Source organism: Mycobacterium marseillense (assembly GCF_010731675.1).
Classification (GTDB): domain Bacteria; phylum Actinomycetota; class Actinomycetes; order Mycobacteriales; family Mycobacteriaceae; genus Mycobacterium; species Mycobacterium marseillense.
In genome coordinates this window covers 2,940,483-2,955,663 of the sequence record NZ_AP022584.1, presented here as the reverse complement: position 1 = coordinate 2,955,663, position 15,181 = coordinate 2,940,483, and the positions used below count along the sequence as shown (strand labels likewise).

The window sequence follows — 15,181 nt, the reverse complement described above, 5'->3', positions numbered from 1 at the left end:
GAACTAATCCATTGTGGGAATGACGAATTCGGCGCCGTCCTTGATGCCGGACGGCCACCGCGACGTTACCGTCTTGGTCTTGGTGTAGAAGAGGATCGACGACGGGCCGTGCTGGTTGAGGTCGCCGAAGCCGGAGCGCTTCCAGCCGCCGAAAGTGTGGTAGGCCACCGGCACCGGGATCGGCACGTTGACGCCGACCATGCCGACCTGCACGCGCGAGACGAAGTCACGCGCGGCGTCGCCGTCGCGGGTGAACACCGCCACGCCGTTGCCGTACTCGTGCTCCGACGGCAACCGCAACGCCTCTTCGTAGTCGTGGGCCCGCACGATGCACAGCACCGGCCCGAAGATCTCGTCGGTGTAGATCGACATGTCCGGGGTGACGTGGTCGAACAGGGTCGGCCCGATGAAGAAGCCGCCTTCGAGGTTGGCGTCACCGAAAGTCAGGTCGTCGCTGGCGCGTTCGCGGCCGTCGATGACCAATTCGGCGCCCGCGTCCACACCCTGCCCGATGTAGTCGCGCACCCGTGCTACGGCGGCCTCGGTCACCAGCGGACCGTAATCGGCCTTCGGGTCCAGGCTGTGGCCCACGCGCAGGTTGTTGATCCGCTCGATGAGCCGGGCCCGCAGCCGGTCCGCGGTCTGCTCACCGACCGGCACCGCGACGCTGATCGCCATGCAGCGCTCGCCCGCGCTGCCGTATCCCGCGCCGATCAGCGCGTCGACGGCCTGGTCCAGGTCGGCGTCGGGCATCACGATCATGTGGTTCTTGGCGCCGCCGAAGCACTGCGAACGCTTGCCGGTGGCCGCGGCCCCGGCGTAAATGTACTGGGCGATGTCCGAGCTGCCGACGAACCCGACCGCCTGGATGTCGGGGTGGTTCAGGATGGCGTCGACTGCCTCCTTGTCCCCGTGCACGACCTGGAACACGCCCGGCGGCAGGCCGGCCTCTAAGAAGAGTTCGGCGAGGCGCACCGGGACCGACGGGTCGCGCTCGCTGGGCTTGAGCACGAACGCGTTGCCGCAGGCCAGCGCCGGGCCGGCCTTCCACAGCGGGATCATCGCCGGGAAGTTGAACGGCGTGATGCCGGCGACCACACCCAGCGGCTGGCGCAGCGAATACACGTCGATGCCCGGACCGGCGCCCTCGCTGTATTCGCCCTTGAGCAGGTGCGGGATCCCGAGGGAGAACTCGATGACCTCGATGCCGCGCTGAATGTCACCCTTGGCGTCGGCCAGGGTCTTGCCGTGCTCGCGCGAGAGCAGCTCGGCGAGCTCGTCGTTGTGCTTGTTGACCAGCTCGATGAAGCGCATCATCACCCGCGCGCGACGCTGCGGATTCGTTGCGGCCCAACCCTTTTGGGCTTCGACGGCCGACGCCACCGCGGCGTCGATGTCGGCCTGGCCGGCCATCGGCACCTGCGCCTGGACCTGGCCGGTGCTGGGGTCGAAGACGTCGGCGGTGCGGCCGGACTGGCCGGCGGTGCGCTGACCGTCGATGAAGTGGGGAATCTGTGTGGTCATGGGGCCCTCGAATATGGTTGACGCGCTTAAGCGGATACTTGCATATCCTAGTAACCCGGTTCGGGCCTTGGCAAGGCGGGTCGCGGGCTAGCCTGGCAGCGGTATGCACACCATCGAGGCCGACTACCTGGTGGTCGGCGCGGGCGCCATGGCCATGGCGTTCATCGACGCGCTGGTCTTCGAGTCACAGGCCCGCGTCGTGGTGGTGGACCGCAACCACGCGCCCGGCGGCCACTGGACCATGGCGTATCCGTTCGTGCGGTTGCACCAGCCGTCGGCCTTCTACGGCGTCAACTCCGTGCCGCTGGGCGGGGACACGATCGACCAAGTCGGTTGGAACCAGGGCCTTTACGAATTGGCCGGCGCGGGCGAGATCTGCGCCTACTACGACCACGTCATGCGCCGGCGGCTGCTGCCGACCGGGCGGGTCAGCTATTTCCCGATGAGCGAATATCTCGGCCAAGACCGTGGTGAAGGCCGGTTCCGCACGCTCGCCGGCGCCGACTACACCGTGCGCGTGGCGCGCCGCACCGTCGACGCCACCTATATGCGGGTCACGGTGCCCGCGATGCGCCCGCCGCCGTATCGGGTGGCGCCCGGCATCGACTGCGTCCCGCCCGGCGACCTGCCGCGGCGCGGCGCCTACGAGCGCTACGTCATCGTCGGGGCCGGCAAGACCGGCATCGACACCTGCCTGTGGCTGCTGGGCCACGGCGTCGAGCCGGAACGGGTCACCTGGATCATGCCCCGCGACTCCTGGCTGCTGGACCGCGAGACCATGCAGCCTGGTGCGATGTTCGCCGAGACGATCAAGGCCAGCTTCACCGCGCAATTGCGCGCCATCAACGACGCGGCGTCGGTGCAGGAGCTGTTCGACCGCCTCGAGGAGGCCGGGCTGCTGCTGCGGATCGATCCGGCGACCCGCCCCGCCATGTACCGCTGCGCCACCGTCACCCGGCTCGAACTCGAGCAGCTGCGACGAGTCACCGACGTGGTGCGGATGGGACATCTGCGGGCCATCGAGGCCGACACGATGATCCTCGACGGGGGTTCCATCGCGGTCAGCGGCCGCGAGCTCTACCTCGACTGCACCGCCGACGGCGCCGAAAAGCGGCCCGCCACACCGATTTTCGAAGACGGTCGCATCACCCTGCAAAGCGTGCGCGGCTGCCAGCAGATCTTCAGCGCCGCGCTGATCGCCCACGTGGAGGCCGCCTACGGCGACGACGCGCTGAAAAACGAGCTCTGTGTGCCACTGCCGCATCCGGACACCGATGTCGACTGGTTACGGCTGGCGTTGGCCGATTACGGCAACCAGCTGCGCTGGTTCGACGACCCGGACCTGATGGCGTGGTTGTCGACGGCACGCCTGGACCTGTTCGGTCACCTGATCGGCCACCTGCTGCCGTCGGGGTCGGCGAAGCCGCGGGTCCGCGATCGGATACTGAGCATCGCCAAGTCCGTGTTTTCCGCCACCGCCACCAAGCTGGAGCAGTTGATGGCCGCCGAGGCCGCACTCACCACGCGCTGAGCGGCTTCTACGTTCATGGCTACCAACGCATTTCGACCATCGGCTGCCCCACGCCGGTGCCGCGATGGCTCAGCCTGATCGCTGAAGTGATCATCCTGCTGCTGTCGTGGCGGGATGGTCGCCATTGGTTTTCGCGGCCACAGACCACTTCCGTTTGAGCCTGCGCTTGAGAGCCATCGAGGGTTTCTCGATGAGGAACCAGCTTGCCGCGGCCAGGGGCAGCGTCGCCAGCGCGGCGACGACAAACAGCACTACCGGTCGCAGGTGCGCGAGTCCGCACACGGCCAACAGTTGCTGGGTCGGGAACGCGTAGATGTAGACGCCGTAAGACAGATCCGTGCGTAGCCTCAAGCGGCGGTTTTTGAGCAGGGAGCCGGACACGATGATTGCGTAGGCCAGCGGTAGGGCGGCGACGACTCGGTAATCGGGCAACCTGCTGGCCGCCAGCACAATGGCGACGCTCACCCCGACGAGCGACCACCGCGCGGGGATCACCTCTCTCCACTGATAGAGGACGGCACCGGCGGCGAACATGATCGCCGAGCGCACGGCGATCTGCGGGATGGTCCATACCCCCGGGAACGTCATGGGCGGCATGACGGTTGCCAGCCCCGTGGCCACGACCAGGATCGCCGGGGAGACCCACCGGTGATGGGCCAGGCCCGCCAAACCAATACCGGCGACCGCGAGATAGCAGATCAATTCCCAGACCAGGGACCACAGCGAACCGTTCCAGAGCCCGGAATGTGGTACCCCGCGTGGAGTTCCGCCGACATCGAGATGGACGTAAGCCACCGCGCTGTTTTTCAGGACGTATTCGAGCGGCCCGCCGGAGGACACCAGCTTGCCGACCGAGCCACCCTGGATCGCCACGCTGACCGGGGCGAAGGCGAACGCCGTCACGATGAGGCAGGCGTAGTAGCCGGGCAGGATGCGAAGGGCGCGCGCGGTCAGGTAGTCACGGACGTGGGGGTCATCGAGCCAACTTCTGGTGATGAGGAAACCCGAGATCGCGAAGAACCCGTCCACCCCTATCGAGAACAGAAGTTGCAGCGTCGCTGCGGGCGGCATTCGGCCGGTGATGGGCCAGCAGTGCCACAGCATCACTTCGGCCGCCAGCCCCAGCCGCCACGCATTCAGCGCGTTGTTTCCCGCATTGAATACCTGTCCGAGGGTCATCGGCCACCGCCCGTCGTGCACCCCCCGCTTCGCGGATTTTACGCCGTTGGATCGGGGACGATCGAGCTACGCGATTTCGTCAGGGGTGAGCCGAACCCAGGCTAGGCGGTACCCGGGGACTCCGGAGCCGGCTGCTCGGCGGCGGCGTTGGCCGTGCTGACAGGCCCGGGCTCGTCGGAGCTGGACGCGACGGGAGCCGACCACTTGACTCGGAGCCGGCGTTTGAGGGACATCGAGGGTTTCTCGATGACGAACCAGCTGATCGCGGCGAGCGGCAAGGTCGCCGTCACCGAGGCAAGAAAGAACAGGACCGGGTGCAGGCGCGTCGCGAGTCCACAGACGGCCAGCAATTGCTGAGCCGGGAAGGCGTAGATGTAGACGCCGTAGGACAAATCGGTGCGCAGTCTCAATCGTTCGTTCTTGAGCAACGAGCCCGACACGACGACGGCGTAGGCGAGCGGAAGCGCGCCGAGCACCCGGTAATCGGGCAGGCTCCCGGACGCCGCCACGATGACGAGGCAGACCGCGACCAGCGACCATCGGGCGGGGATGGCATCTCGCCACTGATACATGACAGCGCCGGCCGAGAACATGATGGCCGCGCGCACCGCGAGCTGCGGAATGGTCCATACCCCGGGAAATGTCAGGGGCGGCAAGATCAACGCTCCCAGCGTTGCCACCGCCAAAACCGCCGGCGACACCCAGCGACGATTGCCCAGTCCTGCCAGGCCGATAGCGGCAACAAACAAGTAGCACAGCAGTTCCCAGATCAACGACCACATCGAGCCGTTCCAGGTGTTTCCACCCGGTAGATCGTGCAGCGTTCCGTCGATAGTTGGCTGCAGGTACGCAACCGCACTGTTCTTCAGGACGTACTCGAGCGGCGCGATGGACCCCAGCAGCTTGGCGGCCGAACCGCCTTGAATCGCCATACTGAGCGGGGCGAAGACGAACGCGGTCACGATCAGGCAGACATAGAAGCCGGGCAGAATGCGAAGGGCGCGGGCGGTGAGGTAGTCACGCAGGCGCGGGTCGGTGAGCCAACTCCGGGTGATCAGGAAGCCGGAGATCGCGAAAAACCCGTCCACACCAACCGAGAAGAAAAGCTGCAGAGTCGACTTCGGGGGCAAGTGTCCCGTGATCGGCCACGAATGGAACAGCATGACCTCGGCCGCCAGTGCCAGCCGAAGCGCGTTGAGCGCGTTTCTTCGCGGGTCGAATACCTGTCCGAGCTTCATCTGCCTCCAACCCCCGTCACGCCACGCGCCGTCGGCGCCATCGTATCGGCCAGAAGCCGGTGATCGGTTACAACCGGTAAAGCCGGTGGAGCCGTCATGGGAGTCCTTGGGCGGTAGCGAACGACGCTATGCGGCGCCGGGGACCTCCGGAGGCAGCACCATCGCCGCTTCGCGGGCGCCCGCCGATTTCCGTTTGATGCGCGCCTTCAACGACCTCGCGGGCTTTTCGACGAGGAACCAGCTCGCCGCGGCCAGGGGCACCGTCGCCGCCGCCACGGTGAGGCAGAACACGAACGGGTTGAGGCTGAGCAGGCCGAGGACGGCCAAAAGCTGCTGAGTCGGGTACGCGTAGATGTACATGCCATAGGACAGGTCCGTGCGTAATCTCAAGCGCTTGCTGTGCAGCAGGGATCCGGAGACGACGACGGCATAGGCGAGGGGGACGGCCGCGACCACGCGGTAGTCGGGCAGCTGGCCCGCCAGCAGCACGATCACCACGCTCACCGCGACCAGTGACCACCGAGCGGGAATGACATCGCGCCATTGATACAGCAGCGCTCCCGCCGCAAACATGATCGCGGCGCGGCAAGCCAGGAAGACGATGACGATGCCCACGTTGCCGGTCGGCCGGTTGAACACCTCGGGGAAGGTGACGGGTGGCATCATCGACGCCCCGATCGCCGCGGCCACCAAAATCGTCGGGGAAACCCACCGGCGGTTGGCAAGTCCGGCAACGCCGATGATGGCGACGACCAGGTAGCACATCACTTCCCAGAACAGCGACCACAGCGAAGCGTTCCAGATGCCCGCATTGGGAATGTCGTGCGGCGTGCCGCCGACGTCGGGCTTGAGCCACATCACCGCGATGTTTTTCAGGACGTACTCGAACGGGGCGAACGAGAACAGCAGTCTGGCTGCCGAACCGCCCTGAATCGCCACACTGAGGGGGGCGAAGACGAACGCGGTCACGATCATGCAGACGTAGAAGCCGGGCAGGATGCGAAGAGCGCGAGCGGCGAGATATGCACGCAGCCGGGGATTGCTGATCCAACTCGCGGTGATGAGGAAGCCCGAGATCGCGAAGAACCCGTCGACGCCGACGCAGAGCAGCAGCTGCAAAACGGCGCGCAGCGAAGGTAAATGGCCCCGGACCGGGTAGGTGTGCCAGAAGATGACCTCGCCCGCGAGCGCTAACCGCCATGCGTTGAGCGCATTGCTTCGCGGATCGAACACCTGCCCAAGTTTCATCGGCGGTTCCCGCCATGTGAACAAGGTCTCATCGGCATCATCGGCGCAATCCTAGCGCCACCGAACGACGAATTGGGCCGGTTTACGGTACTGGTCCACTTCGGTGTCCGCAATGGGGCTGTTAGTAGATATACGTCTAATAGGCAGCTCAGGGGGTTAAAAATTTTTCCGCGCACAGAGCGCCAACGACGTTGCGGGATAACGCACGTCGCCGGGAAGGGCGATGCCGATCACCCGCGTCAATTCGTGGGCTTTGCCCGCAAACCCTCGACGAACGCGCTGGTCTCCTCCCACGTGGGGAGCAGGCCGGAGGCGCGCATTTCGTCAAAGCTCGGGGCCGCGGCGTCGCGATCGGACAGGGTGGGCGGTGCGCCGTCCACCAGCGGCCAGTCGATCCCCAGCGCGGGATCGGTTGCGCAAATGGTGTGTTCGCGTTGCGGGCTGTATTCCGCCGAGCACAAGTACATCACCGTCGAATTGTCTTGCAGCGCCAGGAATCCGTGTCCGAGTCCCTCGGAGAGGTAGATCGTCCTGTGCTCGGTGTCATCGAGCAGCACCGAGTCCCACTGCCCGAATGTCGGTGAGCCGACCCGGATGTCGACGACGACGTCGAACACTGCGCCGCGCACGCACGTCACGTACTTGGCCTGGCTCGGCGGCACCTGGGCGAAATGCAGTCCGCGCAGTACGCCCGCCGAAGACACCGAGCAATTGGCCTGCCGGACGTCCAATCGGTGACCGGCGAAGGAGCTGAATCCCTTGTCGGTCATCCACTCGAAGAAATGGCCGCGCGAATCGCCATGAACGGCGGGGGTGATCTCCCAGGCACCGGGAACCTTCAGTTCGCGAACCTTCACGTCACTGCCCACGTTCTTCGTAGCGTGCTTCCGAGGCATCTTTCAACGGGCGCCACCACGCTTCGTTCGCGCGATACCAGTCGATGGTCTCACGCAGCCCCTCCTCGAAGTCGGTATGCTTTGGCGCCCAACACAATTCGTCGTACAGCGTCGACGGGTCGATGGCGTAGCGCAGGTCGTGGCCGGCGCGATCGGTGACGTGGTCGAAGTCGTCGGGCTCGCGACCCATCATCTGCAGCAGCGTCCGCAACACGGTCAGGTTGTCGCGCTCGCCCTCGGAGCTGATCAAATACGTGCGCCCGATCTCGCCGGATTCCAGGATGCGCCGCACCGCGCTGTTGTGGTCGTCGACGTGGATCCAGTCGCGGACGTTGGCGCCGGCGCCGTACAGCTTGGGTCGCCGCCCGGTGAGCACGTTGGTGATCTGGCGCGGGATGAACTTCTCGACGTGCTGATACGGCCCGTAGTTATTGGAGCAGTTCGAGATCGTCGCGCGTACCCCGTACGACCGCACCCAGGCGCGCACCAGCATGTCGGCGGCGGCCTTGGTCGCCGAATAGGGGCTGGACGGGTTGTACGGCGTCGCCTCAGTGAACCGCTGGGGGTCGTCGAGCTCCAGGTCGCCATAGACCTCGTCGGTCGAGATGTGGTGCAGCCGCACACCGTAACGCCGCACCGCTTCGAGGATGGTGAAGGTGCCGACCACGTTGGTGTGCAGGAACGGCGCGGGGCCCTCCAGTGCATTGTCGACGTGGCTCTCCGCGGCGAAATGCACCACGGCGTCGGATTCGGCGACCAGCCGCGACACCAGCTCTGCATCGGTGATGTCGCCGACCACCAGCTCGATGGCGTCCTCGACGCCGGCCAGCGACTCGCGCCGGCCCGCGTAAGTCAGGGCGTCGAGCACCGTCACGGAGTCCTCGGGGTGCTCGCGAACGGTGCTGTGCACGAAATTGGCGCCGATGAAACCCGCGCCGCCGGTGACCAGTAACCGCATGCCCCAAACCCTAACCGAGCCGATCGGTCAGTTTGTCGCAGTTAGCCCCAGAGCACCGGCCAATTCGGTTAGCGCAGGTAGCAGCGTTTCTTCGGAATAGCCGCCGAGCACCTGGATGGCCACGTGGTCGGCTCCGGCGTCCAGATGCTCGCGCAGCCGTCCCGCGATCGCCTCCGGGGTGCCGTGGGCGACCACCGCGTCGATCAGCCGGTCGCTGCCGGGCGTGCGCACGTCGGCTTCGGTGAACCCCAGCCGCAGCCAATTGTTCACGTAGTTGCTCAGGCCCAGGTAATGCTCGACGGTCTGGCGGCCGATCTCGCGGGCCTGCTCGGCTCCCTCCTTGTCCGAGGTGCTCAGCACCACCTTGTGCTCGGGCGCCAAATACACTGCCCCGCCGAGCAATTCGCGCGCCTTGGCGGTGTGTTCCGGGGTGGTCAGGTACGGATGCGCGCCGGCGCTGCGTTGCGCGGCGAGCCGCAGCACCCGCGGCCCGAGCGCCGCGACCACCCGGCGGCTGGTCGGCACCCGGGCCTCGTCGAGCTGGTCGAGGTAGGAGACCAGGGCGTCGTACGGCTTGACGTACTCCTGGGTGTGCTCGGGGTGGCCGACCCCGACGCCCAGCAAAAACCTTCCCGGGTGGCCGGTTTCGATGCGGTGGAAGGACTCGGCGACCGCGGGTGCGGGCGCCGACCAGATGTTGACGATCCCGGTGGCCAGGTGCAGCGACGTCGTCCGCGCCAGGGCCGGATCGACCCAGGACAGATCCGCATCCGGCGAACCGCCGATCCAGGCGGCGCCGTAGCCCAGCGATTCGATCCCCGCGGCCAACTCGGGGGTGATGGATCGCGTCGCCAGCCACACGCCGAACGGGCCCAGGTCGGGCTTGAGCGAAACTCCCTCGGTCATCTAGGTCCCCCTGCCAGTCGTCAGGACGGATTCAGTCCCAGTGGCCCCGCCAGTTCGGCCAGCGCCGAGACCAGGTTTTCATCCTTCGTCAGGACCTGCACTGGGACATGGTCGGCGCCGGCGTCGAGGTGCTCTTTGAGCCGCGCCGCGATCTGGTCCGCGGTGCCATAGGCCACGACCGCGTCCACCAACCGGTCGCTGCCCGGCCGGGTGACCTCGTCCTCGCCGAAACCCAGCCGCTTCCAGTTGTTTCGGTAGTTGGCGAGGTTGAAATAGACGTCGAGCGCCTTGCGGCCGACCGCCCGGGCCTTCTCGGGGTCGGTGGTCAGAATCGCCTTGTGCTCGGGGGCGAGGAAAGCCGACGGGCCGATGATCTCGCGGGCCTGTGCGGTGTGTTCCGGCGTGGTCAGGTAGGGGTGCGCCCCGGCGGAGCGTTCCGCGGACAGCTTGAGCACGCGCGGCCCGAGCGCGGCGACGACCCGGCGGTCGGCGGGCACACCGTAGTCGTCGAGCTGCTTGAGGTAGTCCGCCAGGGCGTCGTAGGGCTTGCGGTACTCGGTGTGCGCCTCGGGATGGCCGACGCCGATGCCGAGCAGGAAGCGGCCCGGATAGGCCGCCTCGATGCGGTGGAAGGATTCGGCGACCGGCTTGGCGGCCGCGGTCCAGATGTTGACGATGCCGGTGCCCACCTGCAGCGTCGTCGTCGCTTCCAGGAGGGGTTCGACCCAGGCCAGCTCGGCGGGCGGCGACCCGCCGACCCAGACCGCGCCGTAGCCCAGCGCCTCGATGTCCTTGGCCTGCTGGGGTGTGACACCGCGTCCGAACGATCCGAACCGGCCGAGATCGGGCTTGCTTGCTGCATCGGTCATGGTCTTCCCAACCGGGCGCGGTGCGGCCCTATTCCAGTCCTATTCCGGGATCGTGACGTTTTCCTCGGCGTCGTCGAGGTCGGGGGCGACAGCGGCGGCGGGCGGTTGTAGCGGCAGCAGCACGATGAATCGGGTGTCGCCGGGCACCGATTCGACCCGCAGGTCCCCGCGATGCTTCTTCACGACGATGTTGAACGCCAGATCCAGGCCCAGGCCGGTGCCCTCGCCGAAGGGTTTGGTGGTGAAGAACGGCTCGAAGATGTGCTCGCGCACGTCCTCGGGTATTCCCGGCCCGGTGTCGCAGATCTCGACGCGGGCCATGCTCTCGCCCTCCCGGCAGGTGCGCAGGGTCAGCGTGCCGCCGGTGTCCCGCATCGCGGCGATCGCGTTGTCGATGATGTTGGTCCAGACTTGGTTGAGATCACCTGGATAGCAAGGGATTTCGGGAAGCGACTGGTCGAAATCCTTTACCACGGTGACGGCGCGAGAGTTCTTGGCGCCGTCCTTGGTCAACCGATCGGCGAACATCACCAGCGTGCTGCGCAGCAACTCGTGCACATTGGTCACCTGGAACGGCGCGCGATCCAACTGCGAATACTGTTTGGCGTCGGCGACCAGCGCCGAAATCCGCTTGCTGGCTTCCAGAATCTGGTTCATCAGCAATTCGCTCTCGATGGTGTAGTTGATCCAGCGGATCGCCATTTCCAGCGATGTCGCGGCGAGCTCATCGGTCACCGTGGAAATCCGCTCCAGCCAATCGGTGTCGATGCCGCCCTCCACGAACGTCGGCGCGATGTCCCACCCGCCCTCGATGCCGTGGTCGTCCAGCCAGTCGCCGACGGCGTCCTCGCGGTCGGCGGTCTCGAGCGCGCTCAGGTGCGTCGACCCGGACTTGGCGACCTGCTCGGCGACCCGCTCCTGCAACCGCACCAACGCGCTGAGCGCCTCGGGGGAGATGGTGCCGTCAGCGAGCATCGCCAGCTTGTGCCGCATGTTGGCCACCCGTTCGCGCAGATCCGACGCGGCCCGCGAGATCGCGGCGGCCGGGTTGTTGAGCTGATGGGTGAGCCCGGCCGACAGCCGGCCCAGCGCCAGCAGCTTCTCCCGGTTGTCGATGATCCGCCGGGTCCGGTCGGTGCCGACGGCGATGCCGTCGAGCAGGTGGACGGCCATCGGGAACTGGTCCTTCATGAATCGGGCGAACACGGGCGCGTCCATCACGAAGAACCGCGACGGCCGGGTGACGTGCACCGAGGCGTCGTAGCTCTTCTGCTTTCCGCCGGTGAACGCCCGCCAGGCCCCGCAATACACGCCGCGCTGCGAGGTGCGGTTGGTTTCGATGTCCTGGCCGCCGGAGAGCTTGGACATCATCAGCTCGCCCTCGATCAGCACGTAGAAGCACGTCGCGGGCTCGCCTTCGACGCAGATCGGGCCCGGTTCGTAGTGTTCGATGTGGCCGTTAGCGCACAGCACCGCGAGCTGCTCGTCGGAGAGCGCCTCGAACAGGAACAGGCTGCGCAGCTCGTCGGGCTCGCAGGGGACTTTGACGGATTCGGCGCCGGTCATGATTCGGCCAGGTAGCGGTGGACCAGCATCACGGCCATCGACCCTTCGCCGACGGCGGCCGCGACCCGCTTGGCCGACGTCGAGCGGACGTCGCCCGTCGCGAACACCCCGGGCACGCTGGTTTCCAGGTGATGCGGCGGCCGGTCCAGCGTCCAGCCGCACACGTTGCGCAGGTCCGGGCCGGTCAGGATGAAGCCGTGGTCGTCACGGGCCAGCACCCCGTCCAGCCAGTCGGTGCGCGGGGCGGCCCCGATGAAGATGAACATCCGGCCGCAGGTGACGTCCTCGGTCTCGCCGGTCCGGTTGTTGACCAGGCTCAGCTGTTCCAGGTGGCCGTCGCCGGTGGCCCGCTGCACCTCGGTGCAGGTCAGCACGTTGATCTTGGGGTTGGCCTCGATCTGCTGGATCAGGTAGTAGGACATCGACGCCTCCAGCGACGGGGCCCGCACCACGATGTTGACCGATTTGGCCGTGCGCGACAGGTACATGGCGGCCTGGCCGGCCGAGTTCGCCCCGCCGATCACGTAGACCTCTTCGTCTTCGCACTCCGCGGCGATGGAGACCGCCGCCCCGTAATAGATGCCGCAGCCGGTCAGCTCGGCGCATCCCTCGGCGTCCAGCTGCCGGTAGGCGACGCCGGTGGCCAGGATGACCGCGTGCGCGTCGATCGAGCCGCCGTCGGCGAAGCGCACGGTCCGCTTGGACCCGTTGACCTCCAGGGCGATCGCCTTGCGGGCGGTGATCAGTTCGGCGCCGAACTTCTCGGCCTGGCGGCGGGCGCGGTCGGCCAGCTGGCCGCCCGACACCCCGTCCGGGAAACCCAGGTAATTCTCGATGCGCGAGCTCTGCCCGGCCTGACCGCCCGTCGCGGTGTGCTCGATGAGCACGGTGCGCAGCCCCTCGGAGGCGCCGTACACGGCGGCGGCCAGCCCCGCGGGCCCGCCGCCGACCACGATCAGGTCGTAGAACTCCTGCGACGGCGTGGTGGTCAGGCCCAGGGTCTGGGCCAGCTGCGCATCGGTCGGTTCCACGAGGGTGTCGCCGCGCTGGGTGACCACCACCGGCAGCCGCAGGCCGTCCTCGCCGGCGGCGTTGAGCAGGCGTTCGCCGGCGGGCTCGTCGGCCATGAACCAGGTGTAGTAGAGGCCGTTGCGGGCCAGGAAGTCGCGGACCTGCCAGGACCGTGCCGACCAGCGGTGGCCGATCACCTTGGTGTGCGGGACGGGGTGCTCGGGCGCGGCCCGCCACGCGTCCAGCAGCCCGTCGATGACCGGGTAGAACTTCTCCTCCGGCGGATCCCACGGCTTGAGCAGGTAGTGATCCAGGTCGACGACGTTGATGGCGTCGATGGCGGCGTGGGTGTCGGCGTAGGCGGTCAGCAGCACGCGGCGCGCCGCCGGGTAGAGGTCCATCGCCTGCTCGAGGAACTCGATGCCGCTCATCTGCGGCATCCGGTAGTCGGCGATGAGCAGCGCGACCGTCTCGCCGCGCAGTTTGAGCTCCTTGAGGGTGCCCAGCGCGTCGGGCCCCGACTCCGCGCGCACGATCCGGTGGTCCTCGCCGTAGTGGCGACGCAGGTCGCGTGCGACGGCCCGGGAAACCGAAGGATCGTCGTCGACGGTGAGCATGACGGGCTTGCGCTCGCTTGAGGGGTTGGTCATCGGCGTTAAGTATGCGCTTGTCAGCGGGCATGTGGGAGGTCGAGCGAGCGGGCCGCGTTCCGCCGACAGCGATTTTGGTGGAGGCCGATGACCAGGTATCGTGGAACGACGGTGCGGCATCCGCGCCGACTTTTTGTGTGTCCAGTCCTAGGAATTTCCTGTCACCGGCTCACGTTGCAAGTCGGTGTGCCATGTCGCGCCGATCTGGGCGCAGACGCGAACGAGACTAAACGATGAGGATTCTTAACTAGTTATGGCCAAGAAGGACGGCGCCATCGAGGTCGAAGGCCGCGTGGTCGAGCCGCTGCCCAATGCGATGTTCCGCATTGAGCTCGAGAACGGTCACAAGGTGCTTGCCCACATCAGCGGCAAGATGCGGCAGCACTACATCCGCATCCTGCCCGAGGACCGGGTGGTGGTGGAGTTGTCTCCCTACGACCTGTCCCGGGGCCGCATCGTGTACCGGTACAAGTAACAAGCCCGATCGAAACAACCTACGAACAGACAGAACAGGATCGAACAGCCGTGAAGGTGAACCCGAGCGTCAAGCCAATCTGTGACAAGTGCAGGGTGATCCGTCGGCATGGGCGGGTCATGGTGATCTGCTCCGATCCGCGCCACAAGCAGCGCCAGGGCTGACTCCTCAGCCTGATCCGCGCACGCCAGCACAACTGAATGCAGACCTCCCAGTACCACTGAGCGAATACGTCGCTCAGCCACGCCCGGACGGAGGCCGGGCCCCGGATAGATCGGGAACGGACTGGGATCAGACCTCCGCCGAGAAAAAGAGGAAACGCCACCTATGGCACGACTAGTAGGCGTCGATCTGCCGCGTGACAAGCGGATGGAGATCGCGCTGACTTACATTTTCGGCGTCGGCCGGACCCGTTCGAACGAGATTCTCGACGCGACGGGGATCGACAGGAACCTGCGGACCAGGGACCTCACCGACGACCAGCTGACCCACTTGCGTGACTACATCGAAGCCAACCTGAAGGTGGAGGGTGACCTGCGCCGCGAGGTCCAGGCCGACATCCGACGCAAGATCGAGATCGGCTGCTACCAGGGCCTGCGGCACCGCCGTGGCCTGCCGGTGCGCGGCCAGCGGACCAAGACCAACGCGCGCACCCGCAAGGGCCCCAAGCGCACCATCGCCGGCAAGAAGAAGGCCAGGTAACCACCCATGCCACCAGCCAAGAAGGCAGCGTCCGCCCCCAAGAAGGGGCAGAAGACCCGTCGCCGGGAAAAGAAGAACGTCCCGCACGGCGCCGCCCACATCAAGAGCACGTTCAACAACACGATCGTGACGATCACCGACCCGCAGGGCAACGTCATCGCCTGGGCGTCGTCGGGTCACGTCGGGTTCAAGGGCTCGCGGAAGTCGACGCCGTTCGCCGCGCAGCTGGCCGCCGAGAACGCGGCCCGCAAGGCGCAGGAGCACGGCGTCAAGAAGGTCGACGTGTTCGTCAAGGGCCCGGGCTCGGGCCGGGAGACGGCGATCCGGTCGCTGCAGGCCGCCGGACTGGAGGTCGGCGCGATCTCCGACGTCACCCCCCAGCCGCATAACGGCGTGCGCCCCCCGAAGCGACGCAGGGTCTAGGAGGA

15 protein-coding genes are annotated in these 15,181 nt (G+C 66.8%); 5 read left to right on the top strand and 10 right to left on the bottom strand.

Annotated elements, in window-relative coordinates:
• Positions 1-3 precede the first annotated feature (3 nt).
• On the bottom strand, positions 4-1,524 hold the full coding sequence (locus tag G6N26_RS13415) for a CoA-acylating methylmalonate-semialdehyde dehydrogenase (protein ID WP_083019702.1): 1,521 nt from the start codon (positions 1,522-1,524) through the stop codon (positions 4-6).
• 103 nt (positions 1,525-1,627) lie between these two features.
• On the opposite strand from G6N26_RS13415, the gene G6N26_RS13410 reads away from it, so the two are divergent.
• The gene (locus tag G6N26_RS13410) at positions 1,628-3,055 is read left to right on the top strand and encodes a hypothetical protein (protein WP_083019703.1); all 1,428 of its coding nucleotides are present in this window, start codon (positions 1,628-1,630) and stop codon (positions 3,053-3,055) included.
• Positions 3,056-3,145: 90 nt separating this feature from the next.
• Here G6N26_RS13410 and G6N26_RS13405 read toward each other — a convergent pair whose 3' ends face one another.
• From G6N26_RS13405 to G6N26_RS13365, 9 genes are all read right to left on the bottom strand, one after another.
• Entirely contained in the window at positions 3,146-4,234 is a 1,089-nt protein-coding gene (locus tag G6N26_RS13405) for an acyltransferase family protein (protein WP_067172044.1), read from the bottom strand.
• Between the two features lie 101 nt (positions 4,235-4,335).
• A complete protein-coding gene (locus G6N26_RS13400) occupies positions 4,336-5,472 on the bottom strand; it encodes an acyltransferase family protein (RefSeq protein ID WP_083019704.1) in 1,137 nt (378 codons plus the stop codon).
• 126 nt (positions 5,473-5,598) lie between these two features.
• On the bottom strand, positions 5,599-6,720 hold the full coding sequence (locus G6N26_RS13395) for an acyltransferase family protein (RefSeq protein WP_067171981.1): 1,122 nt from the start codon (positions 6,718-6,720) through the stop codon (positions 5,599-5,601).
• A gap of 239 nt (positions 6,721-6,959) precedes the next feature.
• On the bottom strand, positions 6,960-7,577 hold the full coding sequence (rfbC, locus tag G6N26_RS13390; protein ID WP_067172042.1) for a dTDP-4-dehydrorhamnose 3,5-epimerase: 618 nt from the start codon (positions 7,575-7,577) through the stop codon (positions 6,960-6,962).
• A gap of 1 nt (position 7,578) precedes the next feature.
• Complete coding sequence (gene rfbB / locus G6N26_RS13385; protein WP_067171980.1) at positions 7,579-8,574, bottom strand: dTDP-glucose 4,6-dehydratase; 996 nt, start codon at positions 8,572-8,574, stop codon at positions 7,579-7,581.
• Between the two features lie 27 nt (positions 8,575-8,601).
• Positions 8,602-9,480 carry an LLM class F420-dependent oxidoreductase gene (locus G6N26_RS13380; protein ID WP_067171978.1) on the bottom strand — a complete coding sequence of 293 codons (879 nt, stop codon included), beginning with the start codon at positions 9,478-9,480 and terminating at the stop codon, positions 8,602-8,604.
• A 20-nt stretch (positions 9,481-9,500) separates the two neighbouring features.
• Positions 9,501-10,349: an LLM class F420-dependent oxidoreductase gene (locus G6N26_RS13375; protein WP_067171977.1), complete on the bottom strand. Its 849-nt coding sequence runs from the start codon at positions 10,347-10,349 to the stop codon at positions 9,501-9,503.
• Positions 10,350-10,388: 39 nt separating this feature from the next.
• Positions 10,389-11,915: an ATP-binding protein gene (locus G6N26_RS13370; protein ID WP_067171975.1), complete on the bottom strand. Its 1,527-nt coding sequence runs from the start codon at positions 11,913-11,915 to the stop codon at positions 10,389-10,391.
• Positions 11,912-13,576 (bottom strand): NAD(P)/FAD-dependent oxidoreductase, encoded by a 1,665-nt coding sequence (locus G6N26_RS13365; RefSeq protein ID WP_067171973.1) that lies wholly within the window; start codon positions 13,574-13,576, stop codon positions 11,912-11,914. The genes G6N26_RS13370 and G6N26_RS13365 overlap by 4 nt, the downstream gene beginning before the upstream one ends.
• A 253-nt stretch (positions 13,577-13,829) precedes the next feature.
• On the opposite strand from G6N26_RS13365, the gene infA reads away from it, so the two are divergent.
• The 4 genes from infA to rpsK all read left to right on the top strand — a co-directional run bounded on the left by infA (position 13,830) and on the right by rpsK (position 15,176).
• The gene (gene infA, locus G6N26_RS13360) at positions 13,830-14,051 is read left to right on the top strand and encodes a translation initiation factor IF-1 (protein ID WP_003418601.1); all 222 of its coding nucleotides are present in this window, start codon (positions 13,830-13,832) and stop codon (positions 14,049-14,051) included.
• 50 nt (positions 14,052-14,101) lie between these two features.
• Positions 14,102-14,215 carry a 50S ribosomal protein L36 gene (gene rpmJ / locus G6N26_RS13355; RefSeq protein WP_003879483.1) on the top strand — a complete coding sequence of 38 codons (114 nt, stop codon included), beginning with the start codon at positions 14,102-14,104 and terminating at the stop codon, positions 14,213-14,215.
• A gap of 163 nt (positions 14,216-14,378) precedes the next feature.
• On the top strand, positions 14,379-14,753 hold the full coding sequence (rpsM, locus tag G6N26_RS13350) for a 30S ribosomal protein S13 (RefSeq protein ID WP_067171971.1): 375 nt from the start codon (positions 14,379-14,381) through the stop codon (positions 14,751-14,753).
• 6 nt (positions 14,754-14,759) lie between these two features.
• On the top strand, positions 14,760-15,176 hold the full coding sequence (gene rpsK, locus G6N26_RS13345; protein WP_008260256.1) for a 30S ribosomal protein S11: 417 nt from the start codon (positions 14,760-14,762) through the stop codon (positions 15,174-15,176).
• Positions 15,177-15,181: the final 5 nt, after the last annotated feature.

Bases quoted from the DNA above. Each gene is read 5' to 3' on its own strand.
- rpsM (WP_067171971.1), top strand. From the start codon at position 14,379: ATGGCACGACTAGTAGGCGTCGATCTGCCGCGTGACAAGCGGATGGAG.
- G6N26_RS13400 (WP_083019704.1), bottom strand. From the start codon at position 5,472: ATGAAGCTCGGACAGGTATTCGACCCGCGAAGAAACGCGCTCAACGCG.
- G6N26_RS13375 (WP_067171977.1), bottom strand. From the start codon at position 10,349: ATGACCGATGCAGCAAGCAAGCCCGATCTCGGCCGGTTCGGATCGTTC.
- G6N26_RS13395 (WP_067171981.1), bottom strand. From the start codon at position 6,720: ATGAAACTTGGGCAGGTGTTCGATCCGCGAAGCAATGCGCTCAACGCA.
- G6N26_RS13370 (WP_067171975.1), bottom strand. From the start codon at position 11,915: ATGACCGGCGCCGAATCCGTCAAAGTCCCCTGCGAGCCCGACGAGCTG.
- G6N26_RS13405 (WP_067172044.1), bottom strand. From the start codon at position 4,234: ATGACCCTCGGACAGGTATTCAATGCGGGAAACAACGCGCTGAATGCG.
- G6N26_RS13415 (WP_083019702.1), bottom strand. From the start codon at position 1,524: ATGACCACACAGATTCCCCACTTCATCGACGGTCAGCGCACCGCCGGC.
- rfbB (WP_067171980.1), bottom strand. From the start codon at position 8,574: ATGCGGTTACTGGTCACCGGCGGCGCGGGTTTCATCGGCGCCAATTTC.
- G6N26_RS13410 (WP_083019703.1), top strand. From the start codon at position 1,628: ATGCACACCATCGAGGCCGACTACCTGGTGGTCGGCGCGGGCGCCATG.
- G6N26_RS13380 (WP_067171978.1), bottom strand. From the start codon at position 9,480: ATGACCGAGGGAGTTTCGCTCAAGCCCGACCTGGGCCCGTTCGGCGTG.
- infA (WP_003418601.1), top strand. From the start codon at position 13,830: ATGGCCAAGAAGGACGGCGCCATCGAGGTCGAAGGCCGCGTGGTCGAG.
- G6N26_RS13365 (WP_067171973.1), bottom strand. From the start codon at position 13,576: ATGACCAACCCCTCAAGCGAGCGCAAGCCCGTCATGCTCACCGTCGAC.
- rpsK (WP_008260256.1), top strand. From the start codon at position 14,760: ATGCCACCAGCCAAGAAGGCAGCGTCCGCCCCCAAGAAGGGGCAGAAG.